The organism is Microcoleus harperi Pol14_C6, from assembly GCF_036701295.1.
Classification (GTDB): Bacteria; Cyanobacteriota; Cyanobacteriia; order Cyanobacteriales; family Microcoleaceae; genus Microcoleus.
Genome location: NZ_JAUBQN010000005.1, coordinates 38,411 through 63,859, shown reverse-complemented (window position 1 = coordinate 63,859; position 25,449 = coordinate 38,411). Strand labels below are relative to the sequence as shown.

General features: G+C 46.4%; 24 protein-coding genes. 14 read left to right on the top strand and 10 right to left on the bottom strand.

The window, feature by feature from the left end:
• The first annotated feature begins 73 nt into the window (after positions 1-73).
• On the top strand, positions 74-805 hold the full coding sequence (locus tag QUA27_RS05890) for a DUF7873 family protein (RefSeq protein WP_333066945.1): 732 nt from the start codon (positions 74-76) through the stop codon (positions 803-805).
• Between the two features lie 473 nt (positions 806-1,278).
• Positions 1,279-2,217 (top strand): protein kinase domain-containing protein, encoded by a 939-nt coding sequence (locus tag QUA27_RS05885; protein ID WP_333066943.1) that lies wholly within the window; start codon positions 1,279-1,281, stop codon positions 2,215-2,217.
• On the opposite strand, the gene QUA27_RS05880 is transcribed toward QUA27_RS05885, so the two are convergent.
• The 3 genes from QUA27_RS05880 to QUA27_RS05870 all read right to left on the bottom strand — a co-directional run bounded on the left by QUA27_RS05880 (position 2,211) and on the right by QUA27_RS05870 (position 4,382).
• Complete coding sequence (locus QUA27_RS05880) at positions 2,211-2,837, bottom strand: J domain-containing protein (protein ID WP_333066942.1); 627 nt, start codon at positions 2,835-2,837, stop codon at positions 2,211-2,213. The two genes, QUA27_RS05885 and QUA27_RS05880, sit on opposite strands and share 7 nt — an antisense overlap.
• A gap of 130 nt (positions 2,838-2,967) precedes the next feature.
• Entirely contained in the window at positions 2,968-3,561 is a 594-nt protein-coding gene (locus QUA27_RS05875) for an ATP-dependent Clp protease proteolytic subunit (RefSeq protein WP_190657906.1), read from the bottom strand.
• Positions 3,562-3,722: 161 nt separating this feature from the next.
• Positions 3,723-4,382 carry an ATP-dependent Clp protease proteolytic subunit gene (locus QUA27_RS05870; RefSeq protein ID WP_333066940.1) on the bottom strand — a complete coding sequence of 220 codons (660 nt, stop codon included), beginning with the start codon at positions 4,380-4,382 and terminating at the stop codon, positions 3,723-3,725.
• Positions 4,383-4,454: 72 nt separating this feature from the next.
• On the opposite strand from QUA27_RS05870, the gene QUA27_RS05865 reads away from it, so the two are divergent.
• From QUA27_RS05865 to thrB, 4 genes are all read left to right on the top strand, one after another.
• Positions 4,455-5,690, top strand: a complete 1,236-nt coding sequence (locus QUA27_RS05865; protein WP_333066938.1) for a vWA domain-containing protein — start codon at positions 4,455-4,457, stop codon at positions 5,688-5,690.
• A 222-nt stretch (positions 5,691-5,912) separates the two neighbouring features.
• On the top strand, positions 5,913-6,479 hold the full coding sequence (locus tag QUA27_RS05860; RefSeq protein ID WP_333066937.1) for a Uma2 family endonuclease: 567 nt from the start codon (positions 5,913-5,915) through the stop codon (positions 6,477-6,479).
• Positions 6,480-6,483: 4 nt separating this feature from the next.
• Positions 6,484-6,960, top strand: coding sequence for a tetratricopeptide repeat protein (locus QUA27_RS05855; RefSeq protein WP_333066936.1), 477 nt, complete (start codon positions 6,484-6,486; stop codon positions 6,958-6,960).
• Positions 6,961-7,049: 89 nt separating this feature from the next.
• A complete protein-coding gene (gene thrB, locus QUA27_RS05850; RefSeq protein WP_333066935.1) occupies positions 7,050-8,021 on the top strand; it encodes a homoserine kinase in 972 nt (323 codons plus the stop codon).
• A 280-nt stretch (positions 8,022-8,301) separates the two neighbouring features.
• On the opposite strand, the gene QUA27_RS05845 is transcribed toward thrB, so the two are convergent.
• Positions 8,302-9,549: a sensor histidine kinase gene (locus QUA27_RS05845; RefSeq protein WP_333066934.1), complete on the bottom strand. Its 1,248-nt coding sequence runs from the start codon at positions 9,547-9,549 to the stop codon at positions 8,302-8,304.
• A gap of 463 nt (positions 9,550-10,012) precedes the next feature.
• On the opposite strand from QUA27_RS05845, the gene QUA27_RS05840 reads away from it, so the two are divergent.
• The 3 genes from QUA27_RS05840 to QUA27_RS05830 all read left to right on the top strand — a co-directional run bounded on the left by QUA27_RS05840 (position 10,013) and on the right by QUA27_RS05830 (position 14,060).
• A complete protein-coding gene (locus QUA27_RS05840) occupies positions 10,013-12,706 on the top strand; it encodes an endonuclease MutS2 (RefSeq protein WP_333067089.1) in 2,694 nt (897 codons plus the stop codon).
• 265 nt (positions 12,707-12,971) lie between these two features.
• A complete protein-coding gene (locus QUA27_RS05835; RefSeq protein ID WP_333066933.1) occupies positions 12,972-13,217 on the top strand; it encodes a hypothetical protein in 246 nt (81 codons plus the stop codon).
• A gap of 39 nt (positions 13,218-13,256) precedes the next feature.
• Positions 13,257-14,060 (top strand): LCIB family protein, encoded by an 804-nt coding sequence (locus tag QUA27_RS05830; protein ID WP_333066932.1) that lies wholly within the window; start codon positions 13,257-13,259, stop codon positions 14,058-14,060.
• A gap of 6 nt (positions 14,061-14,066) precedes the next feature.
• Here QUA27_RS05830 and QUA27_RS05825 read toward each other — a convergent pair whose 3' ends face one another.
• The gene (locus tag QUA27_RS05825; protein ID WP_333066931.1) at positions 14,067-14,420 is read right to left on the bottom strand and encodes a transposase; all 354 of its coding nucleotides are present in this window, start codon (positions 14,418-14,420) and stop codon (positions 14,067-14,069) included.
• A gap of 1,364 nt (positions 14,421-15,784) precedes the next feature.
• Positions 15,785-15,997 (bottom strand): helix-turn-helix domain-containing protein, encoded by a 213-nt coding sequence (locus QUA27_RS05820; protein ID WP_242715747.1) that lies wholly within the window; start codon positions 15,995-15,997, stop codon positions 15,785-15,787.
• 166 nt (positions 15,998-16,163) lie between these two features.
• Between QUA27_RS05820 and QUA27_RS05815 the strand changes: the two genes are divergently transcribed.
• From QUA27_RS05815 to QUA27_RS05805, 3 genes are all read left to right on the top strand, one after another.
• Positions 16,164-16,364 carry a hypothetical protein gene (locus QUA27_RS05815; RefSeq protein WP_333066930.1) on the top strand — a complete coding sequence of 67 codons (201 nt, stop codon included), beginning with the start codon at positions 16,164-16,166 and terminating at the stop codon, positions 16,362-16,364.
• 18 nt (positions 16,365-16,382) lie between these two features.
• Positions 16,383-16,988: a DUF3038 domain-containing protein gene (locus QUA27_RS05810; protein WP_333044296.1), complete on the top strand. Its 606-nt coding sequence runs from the start codon at positions 16,383-16,385 to the stop codon at positions 16,986-16,988.
• 66 nt (positions 16,989-17,054) lie between these two features.
• Positions 17,055-18,626, top strand: a complete 1,572-nt coding sequence (locus QUA27_RS05805; protein ID WP_333066929.1) for a DUF4335 domain-containing protein — start codon at positions 17,055-17,057, stop codon at positions 18,624-18,626.
• A gap of 389 nt (positions 18,627-19,015) precedes the next feature.
• On the opposite strand, the gene QUA27_RS05800 is transcribed toward QUA27_RS05805, so the two are convergent.
• The 3 genes from QUA27_RS05800 to QUA27_RS05790 form a co-directional block, all read right to left on the bottom strand.
• Positions 19,016-19,399: a VanZ family protein gene (locus tag QUA27_RS05800; protein ID WP_333066927.1), complete on the bottom strand. Its 384-nt coding sequence runs from the start codon at positions 19,397-19,399 to the stop codon at positions 19,016-19,018.
• A gap of 123 nt (positions 19,400-19,522) precedes the next feature.
• On the bottom strand, positions 19,523-20,869 hold the full coding sequence (locus QUA27_RS05795) for a DUF3370 domain-containing protein (protein WP_333066925.1): 1,347 nt from the start codon (positions 20,867-20,869) through the stop codon (positions 19,523-19,525).
• A gap of 152 nt (positions 20,870-21,021) precedes the next feature.
• Entirely contained in the window at positions 21,022-21,945 is a 924-nt protein-coding gene (locus tag QUA27_RS05790; RefSeq protein WP_333066924.1) for a nucleoside hydrolase, read from the bottom strand.
• Positions 21,946-22,022: 77 nt separating this feature from the next.
• Here QUA27_RS05790 and QUA27_RS05785 point away from each other — a divergent pair, with 77 nt between their 5' ends.
• Both QUA27_RS05785 and QUA27_RS05780 read left to right on the top strand, forming a co-directional pair.
• Complete coding sequence (locus QUA27_RS05785) at positions 22,023-23,984, top strand: S9 family peptidase (RefSeq protein ID WP_333066923.1); 1,962 nt, start codon at positions 22,023-22,025, stop codon at positions 23,982-23,984.
• Positions 23,985-24,197: 213 nt separating this feature from the next.
• Positions 24,198-24,416, top strand: coding sequence for a hypothetical protein (locus QUA27_RS05780; RefSeq protein WP_333066921.1), 219 nt, complete (start codon positions 24,198-24,200; stop codon positions 24,414-24,416).
• Positions 24,417-24,627: 211 nt separating this feature from the next.
• Here the strand turns inward: QUA27_RS05780 and QUA27_RS05775 are convergent, their stop codons facing one another.
• A complete protein-coding gene (locus tag QUA27_RS05775; RefSeq protein WP_333066919.1) occupies positions 24,628-25,413 on the bottom strand; it encodes a universal stress protein in 786 nt (261 codons plus the stop codon).
• Positions 25,414-25,449: the final 36 nt, after the last annotated feature.

Below are 25,449 nucleotides of genomic sequence, written 5' to 3'. Positions count from 1 at the left end.
GCCACAGGACAAAACATTTGATTATCAGTATTAACCCGGCTTGATATGAGTTCAGCGTCAATAAAATCGAACAATGGCACGCTTAAATCAGATTATTGCGATCGAAAAAGGCATCAAAAGCAGCTCGGTTCAAGAACTGGCAGAAGCTCAAAAAGCTCTCCAGAAGCCCGCTGTGCTTTCTGGAATCTCCCGCACTTACCGTCCCAAAGACGAAGAAGGCGAACAACTGCCGCCAGAGTCCAAAAAAGTTGAAGTCAAAGCCGAAGAGATTATCCGCAAAACGACTGAAGTTTTGACCAAACTCTTCGACGTAACCGCAACCAAAGATTGGACAAATTGTAGCGCCCGCGCGGACGTTACTGTAGACGGAAACGTGCTTTTGAGCCAAGTTCCCGTCAGCTATTTGCTATTCATTGAAAAGCAGTTAGCAGATTTGCAAGCATTTATCAAAAAACTTCCTGTCTTAGATGCTTCCGAGACTTGGAACTTCGATGCTTCGGCGGACTGTTGGGCCACAGAACCGGTGCAAACTCTTAAGACTTTTAAAACTCCGCGCAATCACGTCAAAGCTGAAGCTACCGAACACCATCCGGCTCAAGTCGATGTTTATTACGAAGATATTACGATCGGCTATTGGCGGACTGTCAAGTTTTCTGGAGCTTTGCCAGCGCGGCGGATCAATGAGTTGCTGCAAAGGGTGGAAATCTTGCAGCAAGCTGTTATGTTCGCCCGCGAAGAAGCTAACAATTCTGAAGTTGAGGAACAGAGAGTGGGAGAGCGAATATTTCAATTTATTTTCCGCTAATTGCTTGCTTTTTTGATAGTTATGGTTTAAGATATAAACAGAGTACAAGTTTAAACTCAAACTTCAACTTAAACCGTACAAATGTGACAGTGCAGGTTCGACTCCTGTCCCTCCTACCCAAAATAGGGCCCAAAATAGGGGGGTAGCCCAATTGGCAGAGGCAGCATTGCGTACAAATTCAACAGCAAGCTATTACTCTAAACTCAGCATTCACCGCCGATCGCTAAAACGAATGTCAGGAAAATCACATCATCGAGGTTGCTGGCTCATATCCAGCCCCCTCTACCAAACGCAGGGGGGTAGCTCAATCGGTAGAGCGCGATGCTATTAATCTTAAATCCTTGACTTAAATGTGATAGCGTGCCCAAATGGGCGGTAAATATAAACCCAGTAGTAAGGTCAGAACTGCTGGGTTTTATGCTAATAATTGATTCAATTCGTTAAATCCGTCAGTCCTGGACGTATCAAGACAGATGATTTACTGCATCAATCCTCAATGCGAACAACGCGAAAATCCTGCTGCTGCTCAAAATTGTCAGGCTTGTGGCACTGATTTGTTAATTGGCGATCGCTACCGCATCCTTAAACCAGTACGATCGCCCAATCCCGCACGCCCCACAGACATCTTTGAAGTCGAAGATTTGGGAACCGGGGAAAACGAATGGGGAACTGTCAAAATTTTAAAAGTCTTGAAACACACCCACAATCCCGATTTAGTTCGCGTGTTCAAGCAAGAAGCGCGAGTTTTGATTTGGCTGGCCGGAAAGGGATCGGTTCCCCAAGTCGAACCTGACGGTTATTTCCCAATTAAACTCCCCCATAACTTCCAGAAATTGTCTTGTTTGGTGATGGAAAAAATTACCGGAGAAAACTTGGCAGAATTCTTAACTAAAAAACAGTACGTTTCTCAAAAGCTGGCTCTTGATTGGCTGCAACAAATGACCAATATTTTGCAGGAAATCCACAAATATCATGTAGTGCATCGGGATATTAAGCCATCCAACCTGATGGTTGAAGCCAATGGGAAATTGAGATTAATTGACTTCGGCGCCGCCACAGAAGCAGGCATAGAGACGGCACCCATAGGTTCTGCTGGATACGCCGCACCGGAACAAATTGCAGGTAAAGCAGGCTTGCCATCGGATTTTTTTGCCCTAGGGCGTACTTTTGTACATTTATTAACAGGCATAGAGCCGATCGACTTTCCCGTTAATGAAAAAACTGGTAAAATTAATTGGAGGAACCAGGCTGTAGATATTGACCCCTTACTCCTAGACTCGATCGACGAATTGATCGAACCGCTACCGGAAAACCGACCTGAAAATACCCAAGTTATTTTAGAAAAATTAGAAAAATTAAACATTCACGACGCAGACCCCCTGCAAAAGGGGGACGCAATATCGCTTCAATAAATCTCTTCCAACCTGCGAAAATCCCGCTCAACTTCCGCCCACAAAGCGCGATTGTGGGGGTCAGTTTTCACAGCCTTTTTCAAATAAATTCTCGCCTTATCAACCTGCTTTTCTCCGATCAAATGCCGTCCCCAGCGCTGATAGGCGATCGCCTGCCACTGACGCACCTCCAAATCTTCGGGAACCCGCTGGGCCAAACCCTCAATCAAGGCGATCGCCCGCGGGAACCTCTGATATTTCAGCAACTGCTGCAATTCAAAATAAGCATCTTGCTTTAACTTTTGTTCCGCAGCCGACAGATCCGCATTAGATTGAACCGCAGCCTCTTTTCGAGTCACTTTAACTGCTTGGGGTTGAGCTTTCACCCCCCGATCCGGCGGTGTCCAAGTAGGCGGCACAGTTGAATTGGCAACTTTCGACTCCGCAACATCGGGGGGGGCAACCTTCACCAGGAACTTATAAGCCTCAGTAATAGCAATAAACTTATTCTTAGCCTGTTCGTTTCCCGGATTCACATCGGGGTGATACTGTCTGGCTAACTGCCGATAAGAGGCCTTAACTTGCGATAAACTCGCGCCAGACCTCAGTCCTAACTGTCGGTAATAATCTGCAATATCCATCTAGCATGAATGAGCGTTGATAATACCATTAAATATGGCAGAATCCTTAAATGTAAAGATTCTGCCAAAATTTACTGCGAACTAGGTTTTAGTGCGAGGGTTGCCCGCACTACGGTAGCGCAAAAATAACTTACGGACGATCTTCGATCACTCTGTCAATCAAGCCGTATTCCTTGGCTTCCTCAGCGGACATGAAATAGTCGCGATCCATATCCTTCTCGATTTTCTCGATCGGCTTGCCAGTATTCTTAGCATAGATATTATTGAGTTCGTGGCGCAGCCGCAGAATCTCTTTCGCCTCAATCTGAATATCCGTTGCTTGTCCCCGCGTGCCCCCAGAAGGCTGGTGAATCATGATTCGCGAGTGAGGCAAAGCTAACCGTTTCCCCTTCGCACCGGCAGCTAACAGGAAAGAACCCATCGAAGCAGCCAAGCCCACACAAATCGTCACCACGTCCGATTTAATGTGCTGCATGGTATCAAAAATAGCCATGCCTGCCGACACCATCCCACCTGGGGAATTGATGTACAAAATAATATCCTTACCTGAATCTTCCGAATCGAGATAGAGCATCACAGCGATGATTTGATTGGCAATTTCATCGTCAACGTCCCTGCCCAAGAAAATAATCCGTTCCCGGTAGAGGCGATCGTAGATATTAATCCACTGAGTATCATAACCACCCGGCATTTTGTAGGGAACTTTTGGCACACCTATAGGCATAATTCGGAACTCCGTTTAGTTGGTAATTGGTGATCGGGCAATTGGTTAGGGTTTATTAGTTATTTGTTACTTGTTATTTTAGGTTTTTTAGTTTTTGGCTATAAGGACCAATAAACCCTAACCAATAACTAATAACTAATAACTAATAAGCAATAACCGAATTAGATGACTCCGGCAGGCAGCGGTTTCGGCAATTCTTCCGAACTTTCAAGAACGCGATCGATCAAACCGTATTCTTTAGCTTCATGGGGCGTCAGGTACAGCAACCGATCCATATCTTTAGTAATCTTTTCGATCGGTTGGCCAGTACAGCTTGCAAAAATCTCAAGCATCGTCGCTTTATTTGCCAGCACTTCCTTAGCCCGAATTTGAATGTCGCTTGCTTGACCCCGCGTGTAAGCCTTGGGTTGGTGCAACACAATCGAAGCGTGCGGCAAACTCGCCCGAAAGCCTTTTGTACCAGCCGCTAAAAGCATCGCAGACATCCCCATTGCCGAACCGAGGCAAATAGTGTGCACGGGCGGCTTAATATACCTGATCGTATCGCAGATAGCGAAGGCTTCTGTTTCAAAGCCGACGGGTTCGCCACTGTAACCAGAAGTGCCGGTCGAGTTGATGTAGATTTTGATCGGCTTCTCGGGGTCTTCGTACTGCAAGAACAACAGTTCAGCGATAATTAGTTCTGTTACCGCAGGCACCAGAGGCATCCCCAGATAAACGATCCGCTCCTTCAGCAACAGGGATGGCAAATCGGGAGGTGGCGTCCGAGAGTTCCCTTCCCCGTAGTATGGCGATTGCACAGCTTTAATTGGTGTGTTCATATAACCGAAATGTTGCCTGAACTGATGGAGCTATTCTTAAAGAAATACTAACGCAATCTTTAGGTATCCCGCATGAAAGTTAGTTTGCTCCCGGTTTTAAACGATCCTAACCTTGACGCTGCCGCGCCCTCAACGCAGCGCCAGCTAGCGATTTCGGTGTCTGCAACGGCAAGCTCGATCGACTCCAGCGTACCCTTAAACCTGTGCCTGATTCTCGACCACAGCGGTTCGATGGGTGGACGCCCCTTGGAAACCGTCAAACAAGCCGCCGGACGGTTGCTAGACAGGTTGAAGCCCGGGGATCGCTTTTGCGCGGTGGCTTTCGACCACAAAGCCAAAGTCCTCGTCCCCAATCAAATTGTAGGAGATCCCAGCAGCATTAAACGGCAAATTGAGCAATTGCGCTCGGCCGGTGGCACAGCAATTGATGAGGGCATTAAGTTAGGTATTGAAGAGTTAGGCAAAGGCAAAAAAGAAGCTATATCCCAAGCATTTCTGCTGACTGACGGCGAAAACGAACACGGCGACGACAGCCGCTGTTTGAAGTTGGCTAAATTGGCTGCCGACTACAACATGACTTTAAATTCTTTGGGATTTGGCGATAACTGGAACCAGGATATTTTAGAAAAGATTGCTGACGCGGGCGGCGGTGCTCTGGCTCACATTCAGCGTCCCGAAGATGCGGTTGACGAGTTTGGCAAACTATTTACTCGCATCCAAGGTGTAGGTTTGACTAATGCTTATTTGCTATTTTCACTGATGCCAAAAGTGCGGTTAGCCGAACTCAAACCGATCGCCCAAGTTTCCCCGGATACGATCGAATTACCGGTACAGCAAGAGGGCGATCGTTTTATGGTGCGCCTGGGAGATTTAATGAAGGATATAGAGCGAGTAGTTTTGGCTAATATTTATATTGGACAGTTGCCCGAAGGTACACAGACGATCGGACAATTGCAAATTCGCTACGACGATCCGACTGTCGGTCAAAGTTTGCTTTCCGATCCCGTTGCACTTTCCGCTAATGTCCTGAAAGTTTATCAGCCGGCAATTAACCCGCTGGTGCAGCAGCACATTTTAGCTTTGGCTAAATACCGCCAAACTCAACTCGCAGAAACCCGATTGCAACAGGGCGATCGCGCCGGTGCCGCCACGATGCTACAAACAGCCGCTAAAACTGCTTTGCAAATGGGCGATAAAAGTGCCGCAACTGTGCTGCAAACTTCTGCTACTCGTTTGCAGTCTGGTGAACAATTGAGTGAAGCCGATCGCAAGAAAACCCGCATAGCTTCTAAAACTATTTTGAAGTAATCGCGCGATTTGAAATTTTAAATAATTTTAAATTGGGCTATCGGACAATTTGGTGATGCGAAATCGCCTCTACAAAAACGAAACCCGCGCCCAGGCGGGTTTCAATATTCTGAGTCTCGCCTGCAAAAAGCGAAAGTCAGTGTATGCCGATTGTTTCAAGCTGTGGATCGTGTAGAAGCTCGATCGTTTAGAATGTTTCTATCACCTATCAAGAGTGTTTGTATGAACCAAACAATATCTGATAAAGTACGGTGGACTACCGCCGATTTAGAACTGTTGCCCGATAACGGCGATCGTTATGAAATAATTGAGGGAGAGTTATTTGTGACTCGATCAACGCATTGGGGGCATCAACAGACTTGTGGCAGATTTTTCTCTGTGCTTGATACTTGGTCGATGTCTGCCGGTTTAGGACGAGCTGCAATCAATCCTGGTCTTATTTTCACGGACGCTGATAACGTTATTCCTGATGTAGTTTGGGCCAGCAATGAACGCTTGGATATCTTGCTAGACGAAGCCGGACATTTAACCGCCGCACCTGAGTTAATTGTTGAAGTATTGTCTCCCGGTACAGACAATGAAAGACGCGATAGAGATTTGAAACTCAGACTCTATTCGGTACGAGGAGTACAGGAATACTGGATTGCGAATTGGCGGTTGCGACAAATTGAAGTTTATCGCAGAGAACAAGCAAGTTTAAGGCTCGTTGCTACGCTGTTGAGGGATGATGAATTGACTTCGCCTTTGTTACCTGGTTTTAGTTGCTCTGTAGCTGGGATTTTTGCTTAAATTTATGAAACAATTTTACCGGGCGATCGCCCTTTGGGGATTTGTTACCGTTTTGGGCGACATATCCCCGGCTATTTGTACCCAACCCTCACCAATACTCATCGTTCAAAATACTGCTGAAGACTTATTTAACAGCGCTTTAGCCAAATCCGAAGCAGGAGATATTCAAGGGGCGATCGCTGATTACACCGAAGCTATTCGCCTCAACCCCAACTACGCCAAAGCCTACAACAAACGCGGTATCATCCACGGCCGCAATCTCAAAGACTATCCAGCAGCTAAAGCAGATTTCGATCGCGCAATTGAAATTAACCCCAACTACGGCGACGCCTACTACAACCGCGCCAGAGTCCGCGAGTTCTTAGAAGACAAACCGGGGGCGATCGCCGATTATCATAAAGCAGCCGAACTCTATCAAAAAGACGGCAATACCAACGATTATCAAGATGCCATCAAGCACCTTGAAATGCTGCAAGAATAAATGGCTTTTGAAAACATAGTATAATACCTGCGATCGGCGTTCATCCGCATTCATCTGCGGTTAAACATTCCAAATCCACTATTCAAAAAATGCCCGAAACTTCCACTGTCACCGTCACCGTACCCGCCACAACCGCCAACCTGGGCCCCGGATTCGACTGCATCGGCGCCGCTTTAAGCCTCTACAACCGCTTCCAATTCTCCCGACTCGAACCCTCAGCAACCGAGAAACTAAAAATTACTGTTACGGGTGAAGAAGCCGCCAAAGTCAAGACAGACGACAGCAATCTCGCTTATCAAGCTTTTCTCAAGCTATACGATCGCCTCAACCAATCGCCGCCCCCTGTAGCGATACATATAGATATGCAAGTTGCGCTGGCTAGAGGTTTGGGGAGTTCCGCCACAGCTATTGTCGGTGGGTTAGTCGGTGCAAATGAATTAGCCGGAAAGCCTTTGAGTCAGGTGGAAGTGATGCAATTGGCGATCGAACTTGAAGGACATCCCGACAACGTTGTCCCCGCTTTACTCGGAGGTTGTCGCCTCGCTGCTAGCAATGCACCCCCCCAAGCTCCCCTTAGTAAGGGGGGGCAGGAGGGGGGTGCTTGGGAGATTTGCGATATTCCCTGGCATCCAAATATTGTGGCCGTGGTAGCCATCCCGGATTTTGAACTGTCTACAGCCGAAGCGCGCCAAGTTTTGCCAGCAGATTACAGTAAGGCTGACGCGATTTTTAATGCTGCACACCTCGGTTTGCTAGTGCGGGCTTTGGAAACGGGCAATGAAAACTGGTTGCGCTGCGCCCTCCAAGACAAGATTCACCAACCTTACCGACAATCTCTGATTAAGGGATATGAAGCGGTGCAACAAGCCGCCGTGAATGCAGGGGCTTGTGGAATGGTAATTAGCGGTGCCGGGCCAACGCTTTTGGCTTTAACGGATGTGGATGTGGCTAACGCTGTTGCGGTTGAGAAAGCGATGGCGGCTGCTTGGGGGGAATTTGGGGTAAAGGCTGAGGTAAGGGCGATCGGCCTCGATACTAAAGGCGCGCAAGTCTCCCTTTAGTTATTCCACTGCTAGACACACAACATCTACATAACCGTGTTTTGTAGGGGCAATCTCCCGTGGTTGCCCCTCTCGATGGAATTATTCATATTTCTATTCTATTCCTCTCTCCTTCAAATCTCTTGAATATCAACTCAAGTCTCTTTTGGATAACTTCTGCCATTCCCTCTACAAAATTTTACCTTAAAAAGTGCAGTCATTGTAGGGGCGGATTCACAACAATTTCCGGCTAAAACCAACAAATTTTAAAACCCGCCCCACCAACTGTAAATACTGTTAATTAACTATGACGCAGCGGAATTTCTATCTGAATTTTAGTGCCTTTACCCGGTTCGGAAAAACACTTGAACTCTCCTTTGTGCTGCTCTACAATTATCCGATAGCTGAGAGCAAGTCCCGGTGATATCGGTGGTTCCGCAGGTTGGGAAACCAAAAATGGCTCAGAAAGTTGCGCTGTGATATCTTTGCTAATTGCCATGTCGTTATCAGCAATCTCAATAGAAATTCGCTGAGCATCGACCACCTGAGTGGTAATCAAAATCACAGGCTTAAATTTGCTCGATTCCAACTCTGCCAACTCTTGAGCAGATTCTTCCAAAACATCGATCGCGTGATTGATGATATTCAGAAAAGCTTGATTGAGCAGACCTGCATAACACTCAATTTGTGGCAAATTGCCGAATTCTTTCATCACCTTGATGTCTCGCCTTCCCTCACGCGCAGGCAAGCGGTGCTGTAACAACAACAGAGTATTTTCTAAACCGTCGGAAACATCGAATAACTGCCAGCCCGATCGATCGCTGCGGGAAAAATCCTGTAGTGACAAAATTATTTGGCGGATGCGATCGCTCCCGGTACGCATGGAACTCACAATTTTTAATAAATCGTCGAGTACGAATTCCACATCCATATCTTGTTGTTTTTGCAGAATTTCCGCTCCGGGATTGACTAGCTCTTGTTGATACAATCGCAGCAGTTCAATTAAATCGGTCGTGTAGCTTTGGACGTGAGTTAGATTGCTGTAAATAAAAGTAATTGGGTTATTAATTTCGTGGGCTATCCCAGACACCAATTCGCCCAAACTAGACATTTTTTCACTTTGCAGAATTCGCTCGCGCGACAGTTGCAATTCTTGCTGGGTTAAGTCCAACCGCGCCCTCAACTCGTGCGATCGCTTAGACGCGCGCACCCGCGCCAATAATTCGTACTTAACTATCGGTTTAAACAGAAAATCGTCAAAGGGCACATCCAATTCTTGAATTTCATCAAATTGGTCCGGTGTTGTCAGGAGAATAAAATAGGCTGTCGCCAATTCTCGATCGGCTTTCACCAGCCGGCACACCTCCAAAAAGTTGATTTGAGGCGAAGTCCCGTCGCAAATTATCGCATCGGGGGACAATTCCCTCGCCAATTCTAAACTCTTCTTATCGTCGGGAACGACTCTCACCTGATGTCCCTCTTGGCTGAGTAACTCTTGAACAACTTGAAAAGTCACAGTATCCGCGATGATCGCCAGAATCTTTGCCATACTTCTACCACCTCCACAAATTACTTTTTAGGATACAACTGCCAGAATTGCGCTGACAGATTTAAAATTCCAAAATAGTTCAATTCCATCAAAAAACACCTCCTCCCCGCTCCCTCAAAACCCAAAATAGCTGATACCATTTTAGATTTTATATTTTAGAGGAAGAAATTGGGAATGACTTACTGTATAATAGTTGGGAGCTTGCCTAAAGTTGCATATTGTTTGGGGACTGGTATCACGAGAATGTATAATTTTAGACGGGTAATGCAAAAATGCAAATTTTGTCCTTCGTAATTAATGTTACATCAGAGCTTTCGGCCGAAAGACTGCTGAGGGCGATCGCAGATACTTTCTCAAGTTGCACCAGGAAACAATAAAAAACTTTAAAATCAATTAATAGTATCGTCAAATTCACCTTCTCGGTCAGCGCCTGAGAATGCCAATTACCAACACCACCTCAACTTTGATTCAAGCCGAAACACTAGAACTATTAGAATGGCCGCGCCTGTGTCAGCACTTGGCTACCTTCGCGGCCACCAAACTCGGCGTCGCCGCCGCCCTCGACCTCGAAATCCCGGCAACTCAAGCTCAAACAGCAGAACTCCTAGCCCAAACTCAGGAAGCTTATCAGTTAGAGAGCCGCGCTGGCGGTGCTTTGAGTTTTGAAGGAATCCAAGACATCGGCACTTCGCTGCAGCGAGCCGAACTCCAAGGTTTGCTCAGCGGCGAAGAATTGCTGGCAATTGCTACTACCCTCGCCGGAGCAAGGCAATTGCGCCGGATAATTGACTCTCAGGCAGATGTGCCGACGCTCCAAGAACTGGCATCCCAATTGCGGACTTATCCCGAACTAGAGCAAGAAATCCACCGCTGTATAGACGATCGCGCTCAAGTAGCAGACAGAGCAACTCCTAAATTAGCAGGAATTAGAGTTCAAATGCGACAGTTGCGCGATCGCATTTATCAAATATTGCAGGGGATTTTGCAGCGCCAATCCAACGCCGTACAAGAACAGCTAATTACCCAAAGAAGCGGACGCTTTGTCATTCCAGTCAAAGCTCCCCAAAAAGATGCCATACCGGGCATCGTTCATGACTCCTCGGCTAGCGGCGCGACACTTTACGTAGAACCCCACAGCACAGTCAATCTTAACAACCAAATGCGGCAGTTGCTCAGGCAAGAACAAGCCGAAGAAGAAGCAGTCCGCCGCGCCCTCACGGAGCAAGTCGCAGCAGTAAAACCTGATTTAGACAGATTGGTGGTGGTAGTTACAACTTTAGATTTAGCGGTCGCTAAAGCGCGTTATAGTTTTTGGTTGCAAGCAAATCCGCCGAAATTTATCGAATTGGGAGAACCAGAATTAGCACCAAAAAATCCCGAAACAGAAGATGAGGAAAAAGAAGATGAGGAAAACTCAGAAAACAGTCAATTATTAATTCGCAACCTGCGATCGCAAATTACCCTGCGCCAGTTGCGCCATCCTTTATTAGTTTGGCAGCAACAGCACGAGCAAGGCTTTCCAGTCGTGCCGGTCGATTTAACGATCGCGCCGCACATCCGCGTCGTCGCCATCACAGGCCCCAACACTGGCGGCAAAACTGTCACCCTCAAAACCTTGGGATTGGCAGCTTTAATGGCGAAAGCAGGAATGTTTGTTGCCGCCCGCGAACCCGTAGAATTGCCTTGGTTCGACAATATTTTGGCCGATATTGGTGACGAACAATCTTTGCAGCAAAGTTTGTCTACTTTCTCCGGTCATATCCGCCGCATCAGCCGCATTTTAGAAGTTTTACACAATAAATCGCAGGCTGAAGGGGAAGAAAATTCAAACCTTCCAATTACTAATTCCCAACAGCAAGACCACGAAGTCACAGACACACAGATCACTGTTTCTGCTCTCCCAATTCTCAAACCTAAATTACAAATTCCCCAACCCCAAATCCCAAATCCCAATTCCCAATTACCAATTCCCAAATCTTTAGTTTTGTTAGACGAAGTAGGAGCGGGTACAGACCCCTCAGAAGGCAGTGCATTGGCGATCGCCCTGTTGCAATATCTCGCCCAACATTCCCTATTAACAGTTGCAACTACCCACTTTGGCGAACTCAAAGCCCTCAAATATCAAGACTCCCGCTTTGAAAATGCCTCAGTAGAATTTGACGACAATTCCATGCAGCCAACCTATCGCTTGCTGTGGGGAATTCCCGGACGTTCCAACGCCCTCACCATTGCCCAAAGACTCGGTTTGCTAGCATCCATAGTCGAAGAAGCTCAAACCTATGTGGGGGGAGCGTCTCAAGATGTCAATCAAGTGATTGCTGGACTCGAAGCACAGCGCCGGAAACAGGAAACCAAGGCCAGAGAAGCAACTCAACTGCTACACCAAACGGAAAAACTGCACAGAGAAGTTTCTCAAAAAGCAGCCGCTTTGCAAGAGCGGGAGCGAGAACTAAAAATAGCTCAGGAAGTGGCAGTAAATGAGGCGATCGGGTCGGCAAAATCAGAAATTGCTCAAATCATTCGTCGCTTGCAGTCGGGCAATCAGACGGCTCAAAATGCCCAACAAGCGACAGAAACCTTAAATCAAATTTCCCAAAAACACCTGCCTTCTCGCCAACAACCGGCTAAACCCAAACCGAGTTTTATGCCGAAAGTGGGCGATCGCATCCGCATTCCCAGCTTGGGCCAAACCGCCGAAGTCCTCAGCGGCCCCGACGCTAACGAAGAGTTGAGCGTTCGGTTTGGGATTATGAAAATGACTGTCAAACTAGGAGAAATTGAATCCCTCGACGGTCAAAAACCCGAAACGAAAGCTCAATTAGCCAAGGCGGCCGCCCAAGCCCAAGCACTCGCTACGGCTAAAGCCAAGCAAGCAGCGACGGAACCTGCAAAACCCAATCCCGAAATTGCCATTCGTACTGCTAATAATTCGATCGACCTACGGGGTGCGAGAGTCTCAGATGCAGAAATCGAAATAGACAGAGCTCTTTCCAAAGCCGTGGAATACGGAGTCCTGTGGATAATTCACGGCAAAGGTACGGGACAGTTGCGGCGCGGGGTTCACGAGTTCCTCGCGACTCATCCGCAGGTTTCCCGCTTTGAGCTCGCCAGTCAAAAAGAAGGAGGTGGAGGTGTGACGGTGGTTTATTTGAAATAATCAAAATTTACGCATTTCCGGTTGACTCATAATTATAGCAATCCTAAATCATTTGTAAATTTCTTACTCCCTCCCCTTAGTAAGGGGAGGGTTGGGGTGGGGTTAAAAATTTACGAGTCATTTAGGATTGCTATATATAGTTGTATGCAGCAACACAAGTCGCAACGAACATATCATACTGATGCAACCGGAATGGATTATACTGCAAATGTGGCATAATTAAGAGTTGATTTACCACTTTAGTAAGTGCCTGACTAATGACGTAATGCTCTCTATTGCTAAAACCGAAGGTGGTTTATCTCACCCCGAAGCCGTCGGGTTCTTCGACAATATGAAGCAAGAAAAGCGCTTCACGAGCGATGTTTGGGGCGTACAGTTGAACTTCAAACAAGCTATTAAACAAGTGCAAAAAGATAACTACTCCCAAGCCGAAGGGTGGCTGATTCGGGTGCAGCAGCCAGATGACCGTGAAGCACCTGTCAAGGAATTGGTGCAACCGTTAACAGTTTAAAGTGAAGGATCTCACCAGTTAATTAAAAGCAGCGAAAAGATGACCCAGAATCCTATCAATCAGCTTAGCGAAACTATCCCCCAAACACTAAATGGTTATGATCCTAATGTGTTTCCAGCTTTTCATCAAATGCTCACTACTCACTTTCCAGGGGCATTACCCATGAGCAAGTACATGAGAAAGACGTTCCAAAGCTTGAGTACCTACGGTTTTTGTGATGAAAATACGATGGGAATGATAGCAATTTGTCGAGATGAAATCGCCGAACCCCTATTCGCCGAAGTAATTAGATACTGGGGGAAAACCTTTAATTGTTGCAGCTTAGCTGGATTTGTGATGATGGGCAAAACTGGGTTAGCTTCTGCGACAGACCATACCCCTATAGTTGATGGAATTCGTCGTTTTACCTTTTATGCCATGCCCCACATCGCTATTTCTAGGCATGGCGATATTGGCATGGTTTATCGAGATGGTATTCAAAAAGCTTCCCATGCCTGTGGAGCATTAGAAGCGATTGTTGAAGAGTTGGCAGCGGGGCACCTAAAGCTAGAAATGGATATGCAGGATATTGAACAAACAATTATTCGGCAAAAAATTCTTTCAACCATTACCTATGGAGATAAACCCGATTTAATAGAAATTACCAAATTGGCATCTCGAATTATTTCTGAGGATGTCGAACATCTTTTAGAGACCCTGGATCGATCTATTTTTACCTATGCCGTTATGACCGGCATTCAAATTCACGGTCCCCTGGGCACCCACTGGATTTATCCGCAAGATTTTTATGTTGTTAACAGCGATATTCCGGGAGGGAAAAGAACACTTCAAGCTGTTCGATAATCTCCACTAAAAGGAAGATTCAAGGATCTCAGCAGCAGTTAAAAAGGCAGCACAACCGCTGAGGATCTCAGCGGAAGTTCCCCCTTTGATTAATGCTAATTTATGGGCGGGTAAATTATCCATTACTACTACCGCTCCTTCCCATAATTGAGGACATAAAAAATGCTGAATAAATATAGCAAATGCCTGTCCATCCATTGCATTATTCATTGTCATCAATGCCAACACTTTATTCATACTAATTGCGCCAATTGCTGTGACTTTGGCACCCCGATAGAATGCTTTTTTTTGGTATACTCTTGTCCCGTGCTGGGAGCGGGCATAAGTTCTACTCAAACGAGCGTAGAATACCAGTTTCATCCAAAAATACTAAGTTTTTCGGCTCGATATTTTTGATCTTTTCCCAATATTCCACCCTGAATTTTTGGACTCTTTCAGTCCCGCCTTGGCTTCTGTGCCATGTTTTTTTTTACGATTGAGTCCTAATTTCTGTAAGTAGCGACACATCGCCGTCCGACTCACCCAATTTCCCGTCTTATCTTAATAGCAAATAATTCACACAACTCTACCAAGGTAGCATCTTGATGCTCTGCCACCAGTGTTCTGATGAGTGCTTCCGCATTTGTCAGGTGACGCTCGTTGTGGTTTACCCCTCTGTTTAGGCTGTAAATCACCCTCGGTTTGTTGTGGTTTCACCAATTTTTGGACGAGGCTTTTGCTCACAGCAAACCTGATGGTTACTTTCCTAATTGACATCTTTTGGGCCAGATGTGCTGCTACTATTTTTGATCGGAGATCGAGCGAATATGCTTTCATTAGCGTTGAATACAAAATGATATTTTATTGTTATCTATTGTACCACATTACAGCGGTTCCCGCTGTATGTCCCGGCTGTCCTCCGGGTTTGCGATGTAGGCTCTGTTTCTGATTCTTTTGAGTTATCAACTTTGGCGAGTTCTGATTTCTGTATGAGATCGCTCGATGGGGGTTTCGATGATGTTTTGCTATTGCTTGGCTGTCTCTCTTTGAGCTTTTCGAGTTCTTCTTGTAGTTTTTCAATCAGCTTCTGTTGAGTCAGCACAATTTTGACCAGTTCCTCACGCCTAGACTGCTCAACTATTCCTAATTGTAGTGCTGCTGATCACTCGGGTTTTTCGCTCATCTGACTACATTACCATATTTTTCGGCTCTCAATCAATTATTTTTCACCTGAATCCTTACGAAATGACTTTAAATCAAACCCGCTTATTGTTTTTATGAACTCAAAGGAATCGTCCCCTGTGTAAACTTTCCAAGTCCCTACTTGGCACGCTGTAATAGCTGCGGGCAAATTATCTTCTATAAGTATTAAAAATACGGGTTCGTAATTATGAGTACGAAGTAGTGGGCCATAAGATTTGAACTTTTTCAGTGTTCCAGAGTCTTCTGAGCCAATACGATATTTTGTATCTATTGCGTACCCATCAACAATCAGATCGCACGGCTCATCGCTTCCAACTTTAAATGCTGGCTGAAAGCTACTGCAATATGTTTTACACGTTTCAGTAACTAACAATTGCCAACACATACCTAACTCACGTCCCCAATATTGCCTATTTTATTTTTTTATTATTGGAAAAATACCAAACACATCCATTAAAATATCGTGTTCTTCATTCTCTTCTTCATAATTTTTTTCGGTAAATTAGTTTGGGTATATTGCTAAAATTTGCTCTAGTCTTCTTTCAGTCATCATCAATTACCAGATCAGCTAGACTAACGGATAATGCCTTGGCTATTTTACTTGCATTAAGTAGGGTTATATTCCTTTCACCTCGTTCAACTGAACCAATATAGGTGCGATGTAATTCAGATAGTTCTGCAAGCTGATCTTGGGAAAGATTTCTGAGCTTTCTGAAATGTCTAACTTTTTTACCAAATTGCTCCGTAATATCCATAGATGGCGCCAGATGAAGCAATGACAACTATAATCTGACAGACTATAAGTAGCGACAGACTATAAGTAGCATTCGAGAGCGCTAGGATTTTTGCATTGATATAAGCCCCGATAGTTTCAAAGCACTGATTTGATTTCGGTCACTCTGCGGCGTAGGATGGTTAGGGGTGAAAATCTATGAGTTTTGCGGATTGCGATCGATCGAACTTGAAACCGCAACTTTTAGCCCGCAACTCCGTCCAGCAGTTAGGATTGCCGGAATCAAAGCAACGAGCTATGGAGACAAATTAACAGATGTGCTGTTGCCCACAGGCCGCAAAGCTTTAATCACTGCATACTGTTTGATATCCTGCCTCAACCTGTCTTAAATTTCCCGTGCTGAAGCCATGCGCTCGACCGTAAAGTCCTCCGCTCCCACAAACGAAACGGGCCCCTCTCCCAACTGGGAAGAGTTGACCCAAAAAGCACCAGAACCTACCCAGTTGGACAACATTAAAGCCCAACTGGATTTAGTGCTGTTAGCCCTAGAAGCACTGGCAGAAATTGGCTCAGAGGCGATGCTCAAGGTAGCAGCCGAACTGAATTTAGAGCCAATGGTAGCCGATCGGGTAGCTTTGTGGCGGCTGCGCCAATCTAACCCGCTGCGGAAGGGCCACGGAGGGCGCAAAAAACTTGATGTGGAGGAAGCTCGATCGCTCGTTTTGATAAGCTGTCATTTGGCAAAACAGCACCAAGCTTTAATCCGCCGCGCTGTGGCTTTGCTGGAACAAATGGCCGAGCAGAACCGCGAACCTCACACCATCGCTTTGCTGGGAGATTATATTGACAGGTTCAGCAACACTTATGGCTCGCGCATGGAAGATGCAGAAAATTTATCGGCCCGAGAGTTGACTGATTTGGCTCTCAAACTCCTGATCGATTTGCTGTTTTACAGCAGTCCCGGCGGCCACCGCCGCCTCTGGCTGGCTCTTCTAGACCGTGCTAAAAATTAAACAACAGTCATTAGTCAACGGTCAACGGTCAACGGTCAACAGTCAACAGTCAACAGACTTTCTGCTATGGTTCTCAAACGGTACACGCCCCCCACTTGCACGCTGGAAATTACAGCCAAAAGTTCGCCTCTATCTCGCTGGGCGGGCCAACCGGTGTTTAAATCTTTAAGTTTCGAGCTGCGACTCGACGACCCCAGGCTGCCAGATACCCAACACGTTACTCTCAGGGGCGATCGAATTCAACTCGAAACCCTCCACGAAGCTGTCAGCAACTACGTCCAAAACTTGCTCGGCGAATCCCGCGATTGGGAAAACAACCTCACATCTCAAACAGGCCGTATCCCTGCGGGATCAGACTCGCCAGAAGTCGCGCGTAACGCCGTCATATTCGATCGATCCGTCAACAGTTCCGAACTAGCAACCTCAAACCCCTACTCTCTCCCAACCTCCTACCTTCCGGTTCCCCCCCGCTTAGAACCCCGCGGCTTGCTTGCCCACAACTTGTTTTTAGGCTCTTTGAGCGCCGTAGAATCCGGGCCAGTAGTTCCCTTGAGCACCCTGCAACTGTTTGACTTAGCCACAGCACTGGATGACTGCGCCGCCGAAGTGATGGCGCTTCCCAACCTCAACCGCGAGCCCCGACGCCCGCTGTCCTCACCCTGGCTCAAGGTGGCAGCAATGATGGTCGCCAGCGCGGGCCTGACGACAGGAATTATCAAAATGCTCGATCGATCCGCCACCTCCCCCCAAACCGCCACAGCCCCCGATCCAGGAAACCCCCAGTTAGCTGCCGGCGTCTCCCCCAGTCCTGTTGCGGCCCTACCGACACCCCCAGCACCAACACCCGCCGCCACACCCACTTTACCGCCCCTGCCGCCCCCGCCCATCAACACCGCCGCCTCCCCCAGCCCCAGCTTGCCCCCCATCGCCCTCGCCCCAACTCCCCCCACCAACAAACCCAGCCCCATCCAGCAGCCAGCCCTGCTATTTCCCCCCAACGGCAGCGCAGCCAGCGCCCCACAGAGCGCCCCAGCTTTCCCTCAAGGGCAAACAATCACTATTCCCGCCCCCGAAGAACCCCCCATTTCCGCCCCCCAAGCACCCGCACCAGTACCCTACGTGCTGCCTCCCCTACCGCCGAGACTAGCTCCCGCCGTACCGCCCCCCCTGCCGCCCTCGCTGTCGGCTTCCCGATTTCCCGTTCCCCCGCCGCAGCCTTTCCCCAGCCCGATCGAGCCGATTGTCCCCCCCGCCAGTACCGAACTCCCACCCCTTGAGGACGCTCAACCAACCACCGAGTCCGAGGACAACAACCAGGCTGCGGCAAGCCAAAAAAACCGCACTTTATTTGATACAATTCCTCAAGTTTCAGAAGCTAGAACTTACTTTGAGGAACGCTGGAAGCCTCCAGAAGGAATGGAACAAACTTTGGAATACAGCGTGCTGATCGATGAAAATGGGTCAGTTCAAAGTATTGTGCCGATGGGAAAAGCAGCAGCAGATTATATCGAGCAAGCTAATATGCCATTAGTCGGCGAGCCGTTTGTTTCTGCCGTTTCTAATGGCAAAAACCCGAAAATTAGAGTTGTTTTGCGACCAAGCGGTCGAGTACAAACCTTTTTGGAAGAGAGTGATTGAAGGCTCTCAAACACATTGTCCAGATGGGAAATCTAGGTAAATTGCTAATGTTAAACAATTTCAAAAAGAATTAAATTTTCACTGCGGCAGCCGCCGCCAGCGTATTGACATTTGCTCCCGTTTGTGGTAAGCACATCTCTTAACCCGTGCGGGCAGAGTCACCAGTAAAAAAAGTTGCTGACACTCGTCAACAGGTTCGCATTGTGCACTCTAGAAACTTCCTTCTTCTTTCTTCCTGACATCCGTTACATCTTGTACAGTGCTCGTTGCCGAACTTCCTTCTTCCTGATATCCATTACATCCGTTGCAGAATCGGTTGCCGAACTTCCTTCTTCCTGACATCGGTTACATCCCGTACAGTGCTCGTTGCCGAACTTCCTTCTATATCATCAATGCCCTTTTGTTCTATCCCAAACTTCTCCAATCCAATAAAAAACTGCAATCCCGCAAAAACTATATAAAAAATCTTCAATACTAGCAGTACGATTTGGTAAAATGACTTGCAGCATTTCTTCTGCTGCAGTGAACATAGTAAAAATTGCGGGCCCGAAAGGAATTGAATAATTAAACAAATTGATCTTTTTTTTGCCAGTTGCTCTATGGCACAAAAAAGAGGCTATTCCGTACAAAATAAAGTGACCGAGTTTGTCATAAGGCGGATGAGCGAGAGGAAAGTTGACTAATTTCCCCGTACCTGCTAAAAGCATGATAATGAGAAGAATTAAAACGTACACAAAGCAAGCAATTACCCAGAATCTTTTTGAGAAGTTCATCTTGTTTTTTGCCAATACCGACTAGACACCAACCAAGTTCGCGCCACGCGAAACAAATATCAAACCTGGTTAATTAGGCATTGTCTTTGTAGGTGTCTGCCTAGCCGTAGCAGCCGGTTAAATTTAATTTGTTTTCACAGTCAAAACTTGTGGAGGCGACGCATCGGGCGGATAAATAAAATCTACTTCTACAAGCCGCTTTTCTCCCGATTTTATTTCTAATTTTACCAAAGGTTCCCCCTGCTGTCCCCGCCGCTGCACTAAATGCACGTAGCGAGTTTGAGGCAATTTATTGTCATCAGTATACCGCACTCTGACCGTTCCCCTAAAAAAAGTTTGAGGTGCCGGAGGTTCTAAAAAACTAAGTCCTCCTGAAGCTAATTTGTCTGTCTTAATTGGAGTTTGAATTGCGACAGTTACAGTTTGATTTTTGCTGGTAGAATTGTACAGCGGTAAGCTGAGACTGTATTGAATTCCGTAATTGCCGTGGGCGCGGTATGCTGTATCTGGGTAGCGGACTAACATGCTCGCACTTTGCACTTGATTGGTGCCCAGCATTCCACGCGGGAGGCTGCTTAATGGATAGGAAAAGGCTGTTCCGGGTTGGGGAATTGCTAGGTTTGAGGTGGCGGGGTTGTCTGAAAGAAGTGCTCGCCATTCTGAACCTAATGCTACACCGGCAACTCGACCGTAAATTAGTTGACCTTCGGTGATTTCTGGCGGTGTGGGAGCTCGATCGCGCGGCCCGGCTATATTACCATTGTCTAATAAGTTTTGCCATTCTGCTAAGTTGGGCGATCGCTCGTTTCCCTGTGCGTCAACTCGGGCAAACATCGCCAGACTGGCAACATAGACTATACCATCGCTGCGTAACCGCATCAAGGTCGATCGACCGTTTAGCGGCGGTACCAATCCCCGCACCGGTATCGGATGATTCATCAACATTTGGCTTTTTCCCGGTGGAATAATTAGCCCAGGCCCAAAGTCAGACTGTCTCCTACCTCTGAGAATATCATTCACAGCGCGGCTTCCCGGCCCCGCGTAAATATTACTGTTTGAATTATCGGCTTGCGGCGGCAATTCAATAAAAGGTGCATCGGGTTGACTGAGATAACTCGCCGCTTGCAATATATCTAATTTTACTGGCTTATTGCCCGGATTGTAAACAATTACTCCTTGATACAAGGTTCGCAAATCTTCCGGCGAAGGTGCGCGGGCTATGTGGTGGGCAAATATGTCGAAACGTCCTTGAAACGGAAAGTTTAAATGTGCCGCCGGAAATCTTTTACCATCCGGGGGAAATGTCGAAAGCAAAATTCCTTCTTGCAGCACTACTTCTGGACTGTTGCTGTTAAATACTGGTATGTTGTCTAACTGTCCGGGGAGAGGTCGCACTTCTTGGATTTGGACGATTTCTTGAAGTGCGGGAGGGGTTTGAGCTAAGGGGATAATTGATTGAAATGGCAGCATTTTTTAATGTTTTGCATTTGTTCGGTGAGAGGTTTTTTGATTAACCGCAGAGGGCGCAGAGAAAAAGAAGGAAGAGAAGAGGTAAATCTTCGTGTCAGGGCGGGTTTTGTACGGAGATTTAGCGCACTCGTTCCTCGCCGATATTGCGATGTTTACCGTGCCCACTGTTGTAATATGTAATGGTAAAATTTTGCGGTGTCTACTTTATCCATTGCTTGAATTTTTCGCCCTCCAAATTTAACTTTTGTGCGTCCTTGGCTGATGCCTTCGGCCACAATTTCTGTTTCCCATTCTCGCAGTTGGTAAAATTCTGGATGCGCTAAATAAGCTGTTGCCAAAATGTCCCAAAAATAGTAATCTTGAGATATTGCTAGGGCATAACACTGTCCTGCTAAGTCGGAAATTGGATATTTGCGCTGTCTTGCTAGGAGATTGGAAAATTCTACAGTCAGCGGTACATTATTTGTGATATCTAAAGGACACATGACAACGGGAATTTGGGTTTGCCAAATTCTCTCGATTGCTATCGGGTCCCAGTAAGCATTCCATTCCGCCGACATATCTTGTCCGGGTTCCATATCTTTGCTAACATTGCCGCTAACATTGAGTGCGCCTCCCATCCAGACAATTTCTTGAATTTTGCTTTCAATTTCGGGCGCGATATCTAAAGCTTGCGCTACTGTTGTTAACGGTCCCGTTACCATTAATGTGACTGGTGCGGCTGCATCTTGCAAAACTCGCACCATAAAGTTTTGTCCGGGTTCTGATATTAACGGCGTGTCAATGGTTCCTTTTTCATTTAGAATGGGAAGTCGATCGACTGCAAAGGAATCTCGCCGAAATAAAACCGGAAATGGGTTGAGTCCCCGCACCGTACTCGCCGCCACTGGAACTTCTGAACGCCCCATCAAATCGAGGATTTTGCGCGTTGCACTTACAGCCGGTTGAATGTAGCAGTCCGCAGGAGTTACAATTACTCCCAGAGTTTCAACTTCTTCCATTGTCATCAGCAAAACGACTGAGAGATAGTCGTCAACTGCACCGTCGTGATCCATTAGTACGAGTTTTTTGGGCATTTTGCTTCCCGGTAACTGAATTAGTGTAAAGTACAAATATTAATTTTTTGTGCGAGAAACACAACTGCCTCAACTATATGAATACACTATCACCTTACGGATCTTGGAAATCGCCTATTTCTTCCGATTTAATTGTTTCTGGAACTGTCGGACTCGGACAAATTGCTATTGACGGCGATGATATTTACTGGGTTGAGGGAAGGCCTTCGGAAGCCGGAAGAAGCGTCCTCGTGCGGCGCACTCCTGACGGTACAATCAGCGACGTGACACCGCATCCTTTTAATGTTCGCACTCGCGTTAACGAATACGGCGGCGCTGCTTTTGCAGTTGCTGGCGGTGTGGTCTATTTTTCTCATTTTGCCGACCAACGTATTTATACTCAAACATTAAATTCTCAACCCGAACCTCTGACACCTACTGCTAATTCTCGCTATGCAGATGCGATAGTTGACAAGCAAAGAAATCGCCTGATTTGCGTGCGCGAAGACCATGCAGGTGAGGGCGAACCTGTCAATACTATTGTTAGCATTAATTTAGATAACGGCGAAGATATTCAAATCTTAACTCAGGGCAATGATTTTTATGCTTCCCCTCGTTTGAGTCCTGGCGGTTCTCAACTTTCCTGGATTTGTTGGAACCATCCAAATATGCCGTGGGATGGCACAGAATTGTGGGTAGCAGAAATTAATGCTGACGGTTCTTTAGGGGAAAAATACTTAGTTGCTGGCGGGGTTGATGAGTCGATTTTTCAACCGGAATGGTCGCCCGATGGAGTTTTGTATTTTGTTTCTGACAAATCTAACTGGTGGAATTTCTACCGCTGGCAATCTAGAACCCCCCTCAATCCCTCCTTGGTAAGCAGGCAAGCAGAGATAGAAACCAGCTTGTGCGAAATGGCGGCTGAATTCGGACTTCCTCAGTGGGTTTTTGGAATGTCTACTTATGCCGTTGTCTCGGAAAGCAAAATTATTTGCACCTACACTCAGCAAGGCCAGTGGTATTTAGCGAGTCTCGATTTAACGACTAAGCAGTTGACAACTATTGAGACGCCTTACACTGATATTTCGTCTGTCAAAGGGCGGGGAGAAACTGTTGTTTTTCTGGCAGGTTCGCCGACTGAATCTACAGCTATTGTACAACTAAATCTAGCAACAAATCAACTAGAAATATTGCGCCAATCGAGCAATTTAAGCATCAATCCGGGTTATCTTTCTGTACCGGAACCGATCGAGTTTCCCACAGAAAACAATTTGACTGCTTTCGGTTTCTTCTATCCTCCGAAAAATCAAGATTTCGCAGCGCCTGCGGGTGAAAAACCCCCGCTTGTGGTCAAAAGTCACGGCGGCCCCACTGCTGCTACTTCTAGCAGCATGAATTTGAAAATTCAATATTGGACGAGTCGCGGTTTTGCCGTGCTCGATGTTAATTACGGCGGCAGCACTGGTTACGGCCGAGAATACAGAAAAAGACTGCAAGATAGTTGGGGAATTGTCGATGTTGACGACTGCGCTAACGGTGCTAAATATTTAGCTCAAAAAGGTTTAGTTGATGGCGAAAGAATGGCGATCGCCGGAGGCAGCGCAGGGGGGTACACTACTCTGTGCGCTCTTACTTTCCGCGATGTGTTTAAAGCGGGTGCGAGCTATTATGGAGTTAGCGATTTGGAAGCTTTGGCCACAGATACTCACAAGTTTGAAGCGCGCTATCTGGATGGATTGATAGGGCCTTATCCCGAAAGAAAAGATTTGTATGTGGCTCGTTCGCCCATTCATTCCGCCGAACGTTTATCTTGTCCCGTTATCTTTTTTCAAGGATTAGAAGATAAAGTGGTTCCTCCCAATCAAGCGGAAATGATGGTAGAAATATTGAAAGCTAAAGGTTTGCCGGTTGCTTATGTTGCTTATGAAGGGGAACACCACGGTTTTCGCCGCGCTGAAAATATCAAAAGAACTCTTGACGGCGAATTCTATTTCTATTCGCGGGTGTTTAAGTTTGAGTTGGCTGAACCTGTGGAGGAAGTGGTGATTTTCAATCTTTAGAAAACATTAAGTTGGCAGTTGCTCGGTCTGCCCTAAAACGCACCTGCGTGCTTTATCATAATTCGCAAATTTTAAATGTGATTTACTTCACAAATTTTGCTGTTTATTGTCACACGTTTAAAGGCAGTACAGCTTAAACTTTTATAGTGCGATCGCCTTGTGTTAATGCAAAAACATCGGATCGCGCGATCGTCGAATTTAGACTCAATCGCTATGCAAACTCCTGTCCACCTGATTCCATCTGCTTTGGCCGAGCTGTTTGCCGAAGTGAATCAAAATGGCTACATTACTCTAGCCGATAGGTATGGTTTGATGGCTGCTATTTTTGACGAAAATTTGACTGAGGAAGACAAACGCTCGATCGATCGGCTGCTGCGCTCTGTGTGCCGGGGAAGGATAAAATTAGTGAACGAATTGTCTATGCTCAGGTAAGTGACGACATTTTTCCTTAATAGTAATTTTAAACATCTCAATAATCAAAAAAGTCCCAACTGTCTGGTAGTTGGGACTTCGATCGAGAAAACTATTGTTAATTTTTTATCGACATATAACTTACGCAAAAAAAGGTTTAGCGTGCGAATTTATAGCGGTAGCGTTCGCACTGCGAACCTTACATATAGTTTTGCGTAAGTGCTGAACAAGTTTAATGTGCAGGTATAGTTGTAGCCAACTGTAACTTGCTCAAACTTTCTTCAGGCTGAACATCCATCTGATAGCTGAGTGCCGAAGGAATCCCGAGTACGCAGCACGGAAAATTATTGCCTAGTTCCCTAACCAGCGAGTAGTTTCCCGAATCGCAGCCCAAGAAAAGTAAGTTGGCTGATTCTAATTCAACCACATTTCTCAGCTCTGTAGCAACCCGCCCGATGCGTAAATGAGCTTTGAATAAACCGCGCCACTCCTCAGCCAAACAGCGCGCTTGCCACAGCAACTTATCTGCTACTTCGTACTCATTTTTTTGACCAAAAATTTCTCGAAAATAATGCGGATCGATCCAACTTTTTTGCTGGGAGACCGATGGGATTTCGGTTTGTAAAGCCAGCGCAGGCGCTGCACAATTAAGGGCGAATGCTTCCTCTAAATTAGACACTTTCTGCTGTGCGACCAAGGCATTTGCTACAGCAAATTTGCAAGTATCTTCACCGTAACTTTTTGGCGATTCGTCGATCACGTAGACGACTTGAACCGTGACTTCTTTAGTTGTTACTAAACGAGTTTGATGCGCCATCCAAAGAGTAATATCTAGAGCTATTTGACTTTGGGGAGAACTGTTGTAACCGACAATAAAATTGATAGTTTTTGCCTGTTTTGGGGATTTTGATTTTTTAGAAACTGGTAATGTTTGCTCTGGCAGCAATACCATTTCTTCTGCTAAATTTTGGTATCCCAATGCACTTTCAAAACGCGCTAACATTGTTTTGAGATTCACAGGCTTAACCTCTCTTAAGTGAATTATTATGTCGAT

Bases quoted from the DNA above. Each gene is read 5' to 3' on its own strand.
- QUA27_RS05860 (WP_333066937.1), top strand. From the start codon at position 5,913: ATGAACCAAACAATATCTGATAAAGTACGGTGGACTACCGCCGATTTA.
- thrB (WP_333066935.1), top strand. From the start codon at position 7,050: ATGCCCGAAACTTCCACTGTCACCGTCACCGTACCCGCCACAACCGCC.
- QUA27_RS05790 (WP_333066924.1), bottom strand. From the start codon at position 21,945: ATGCCCAAAAAACTCGTACTAATGGATCACGACGGTGCAGTTGACGAC.
- QUA27_RS05890 (WP_333066945.1), top strand. From the start codon at position 74: ATGGCACGCTTAAATCAGATTATTGCGATCGAAAAAGGCATCAAAAGC.
- QUA27_RS05785 (WP_333066923.1), top strand. From the start codon at position 22,023: ATGAATACACTATCACCTTACGGATCTTGGAAATCGCCTATTTCTTCC.
- QUA27_RS05805 (WP_333066929.1), top strand. From the start codon at position 17,055: ATGGTTCTCAAACGGTACACGCCCCCCACTTGCACGCTGGAAATTACA.
- QUA27_RS05885 (WP_333066943.1), top strand. From the start codon at position 1,279: ATGATTTACTGCATCAATCCTCAATGCGAACAACGCGAAAATCCTGCT.
- QUA27_RS05830 (WP_333066932.1), top strand. From the start codon at position 13,257: ATGACCCAGAATCCTATCAATCAGCTTAGCGAAACTATCCCCCAAACA.
- QUA27_RS05880 (WP_333066942.1), bottom strand. From the start codon at position 2,837: ATGGATATTGCAGATTATTACCGACAGTTAGGACTGAGGTCTGGCGCG.
- QUA27_RS05855 (WP_333066936.1), top strand. From the start codon at position 6,484: ATGAAACAATTTTACCGGGCGATCGCCCTTTGGGGATTTGTTACCGTT.
- QUA27_RS05820 (WP_242715747.1), bottom strand. From the start codon at position 15,997: ATGGATATTACGGAGCAATTTGGTAAAAAAGTTAGACATTTCAGAAAG.
- QUA27_RS05875 (WP_190657906.1), bottom strand. From the start codon at position 3,561: ATGCCTATAGGTGTGCCAAAAGTTCCCTACAAAATGCCGGGTGGTTAT.
- QUA27_RS05845 (WP_333066934.1), bottom strand. From the start codon at position 9,549: ATGGCAAAGATTCTGGCGATCATCGCGGATACTGTGACTTTTCAAGTT.
- QUA27_RS05780 (WP_333066921.1), top strand. From the start codon at position 24,198: ATGCAAACTCCTGTCCACCTGATTCCATCTGCTTTGGCCGAGCTGTTT.
- QUA27_RS05795 (WP_333066925.1), bottom strand. From the start codon at position 20,869: ATGCTGCCATTTCAATCAATTATCCCCTTAGCTCAAACCCCTCCCGCA.
- QUA27_RS05870 (WP_333066940.1), bottom strand. From the start codon at position 4,382: ATGAACACACCAATTAAAGCTGTGCAATCGCCATACTACGGGGAAGGG.
- QUA27_RS05800 (WP_333066927.1), bottom strand. From the start codon at position 19,399: ATGAACTTCTCAAAAAGATTCTGGGTAATTGCTTGCTTTGTGTACGTT.
- QUA27_RS05835 (WP_333066933.1), top strand. From the start codon at position 12,972: ATGCTCTCTATTGCTAAAACCGAAGGTGGTTTATCTCACCCCGAAGCC.
- QUA27_RS05825 (WP_333066931.1), bottom strand. From the start codon at position 14,420: ATGAAACTGGTATTCTACGCTCGTTTGAGTAGAACTTATGCCCGCTCC.
- QUA27_RS05865 (WP_333066938.1), top strand. From the start codon at position 4,455: ATGAAAGTTAGTTTGCTCCCGGTTTTAAACGATCCTAACCTTGACGCT.
- QUA27_RS05810 (WP_333044296.1), top strand. From the start codon at position 16,383: ATGCGCTCGACCGTAAAGTCCTCCGCTCCCACAAACGAAACGGGCCCC.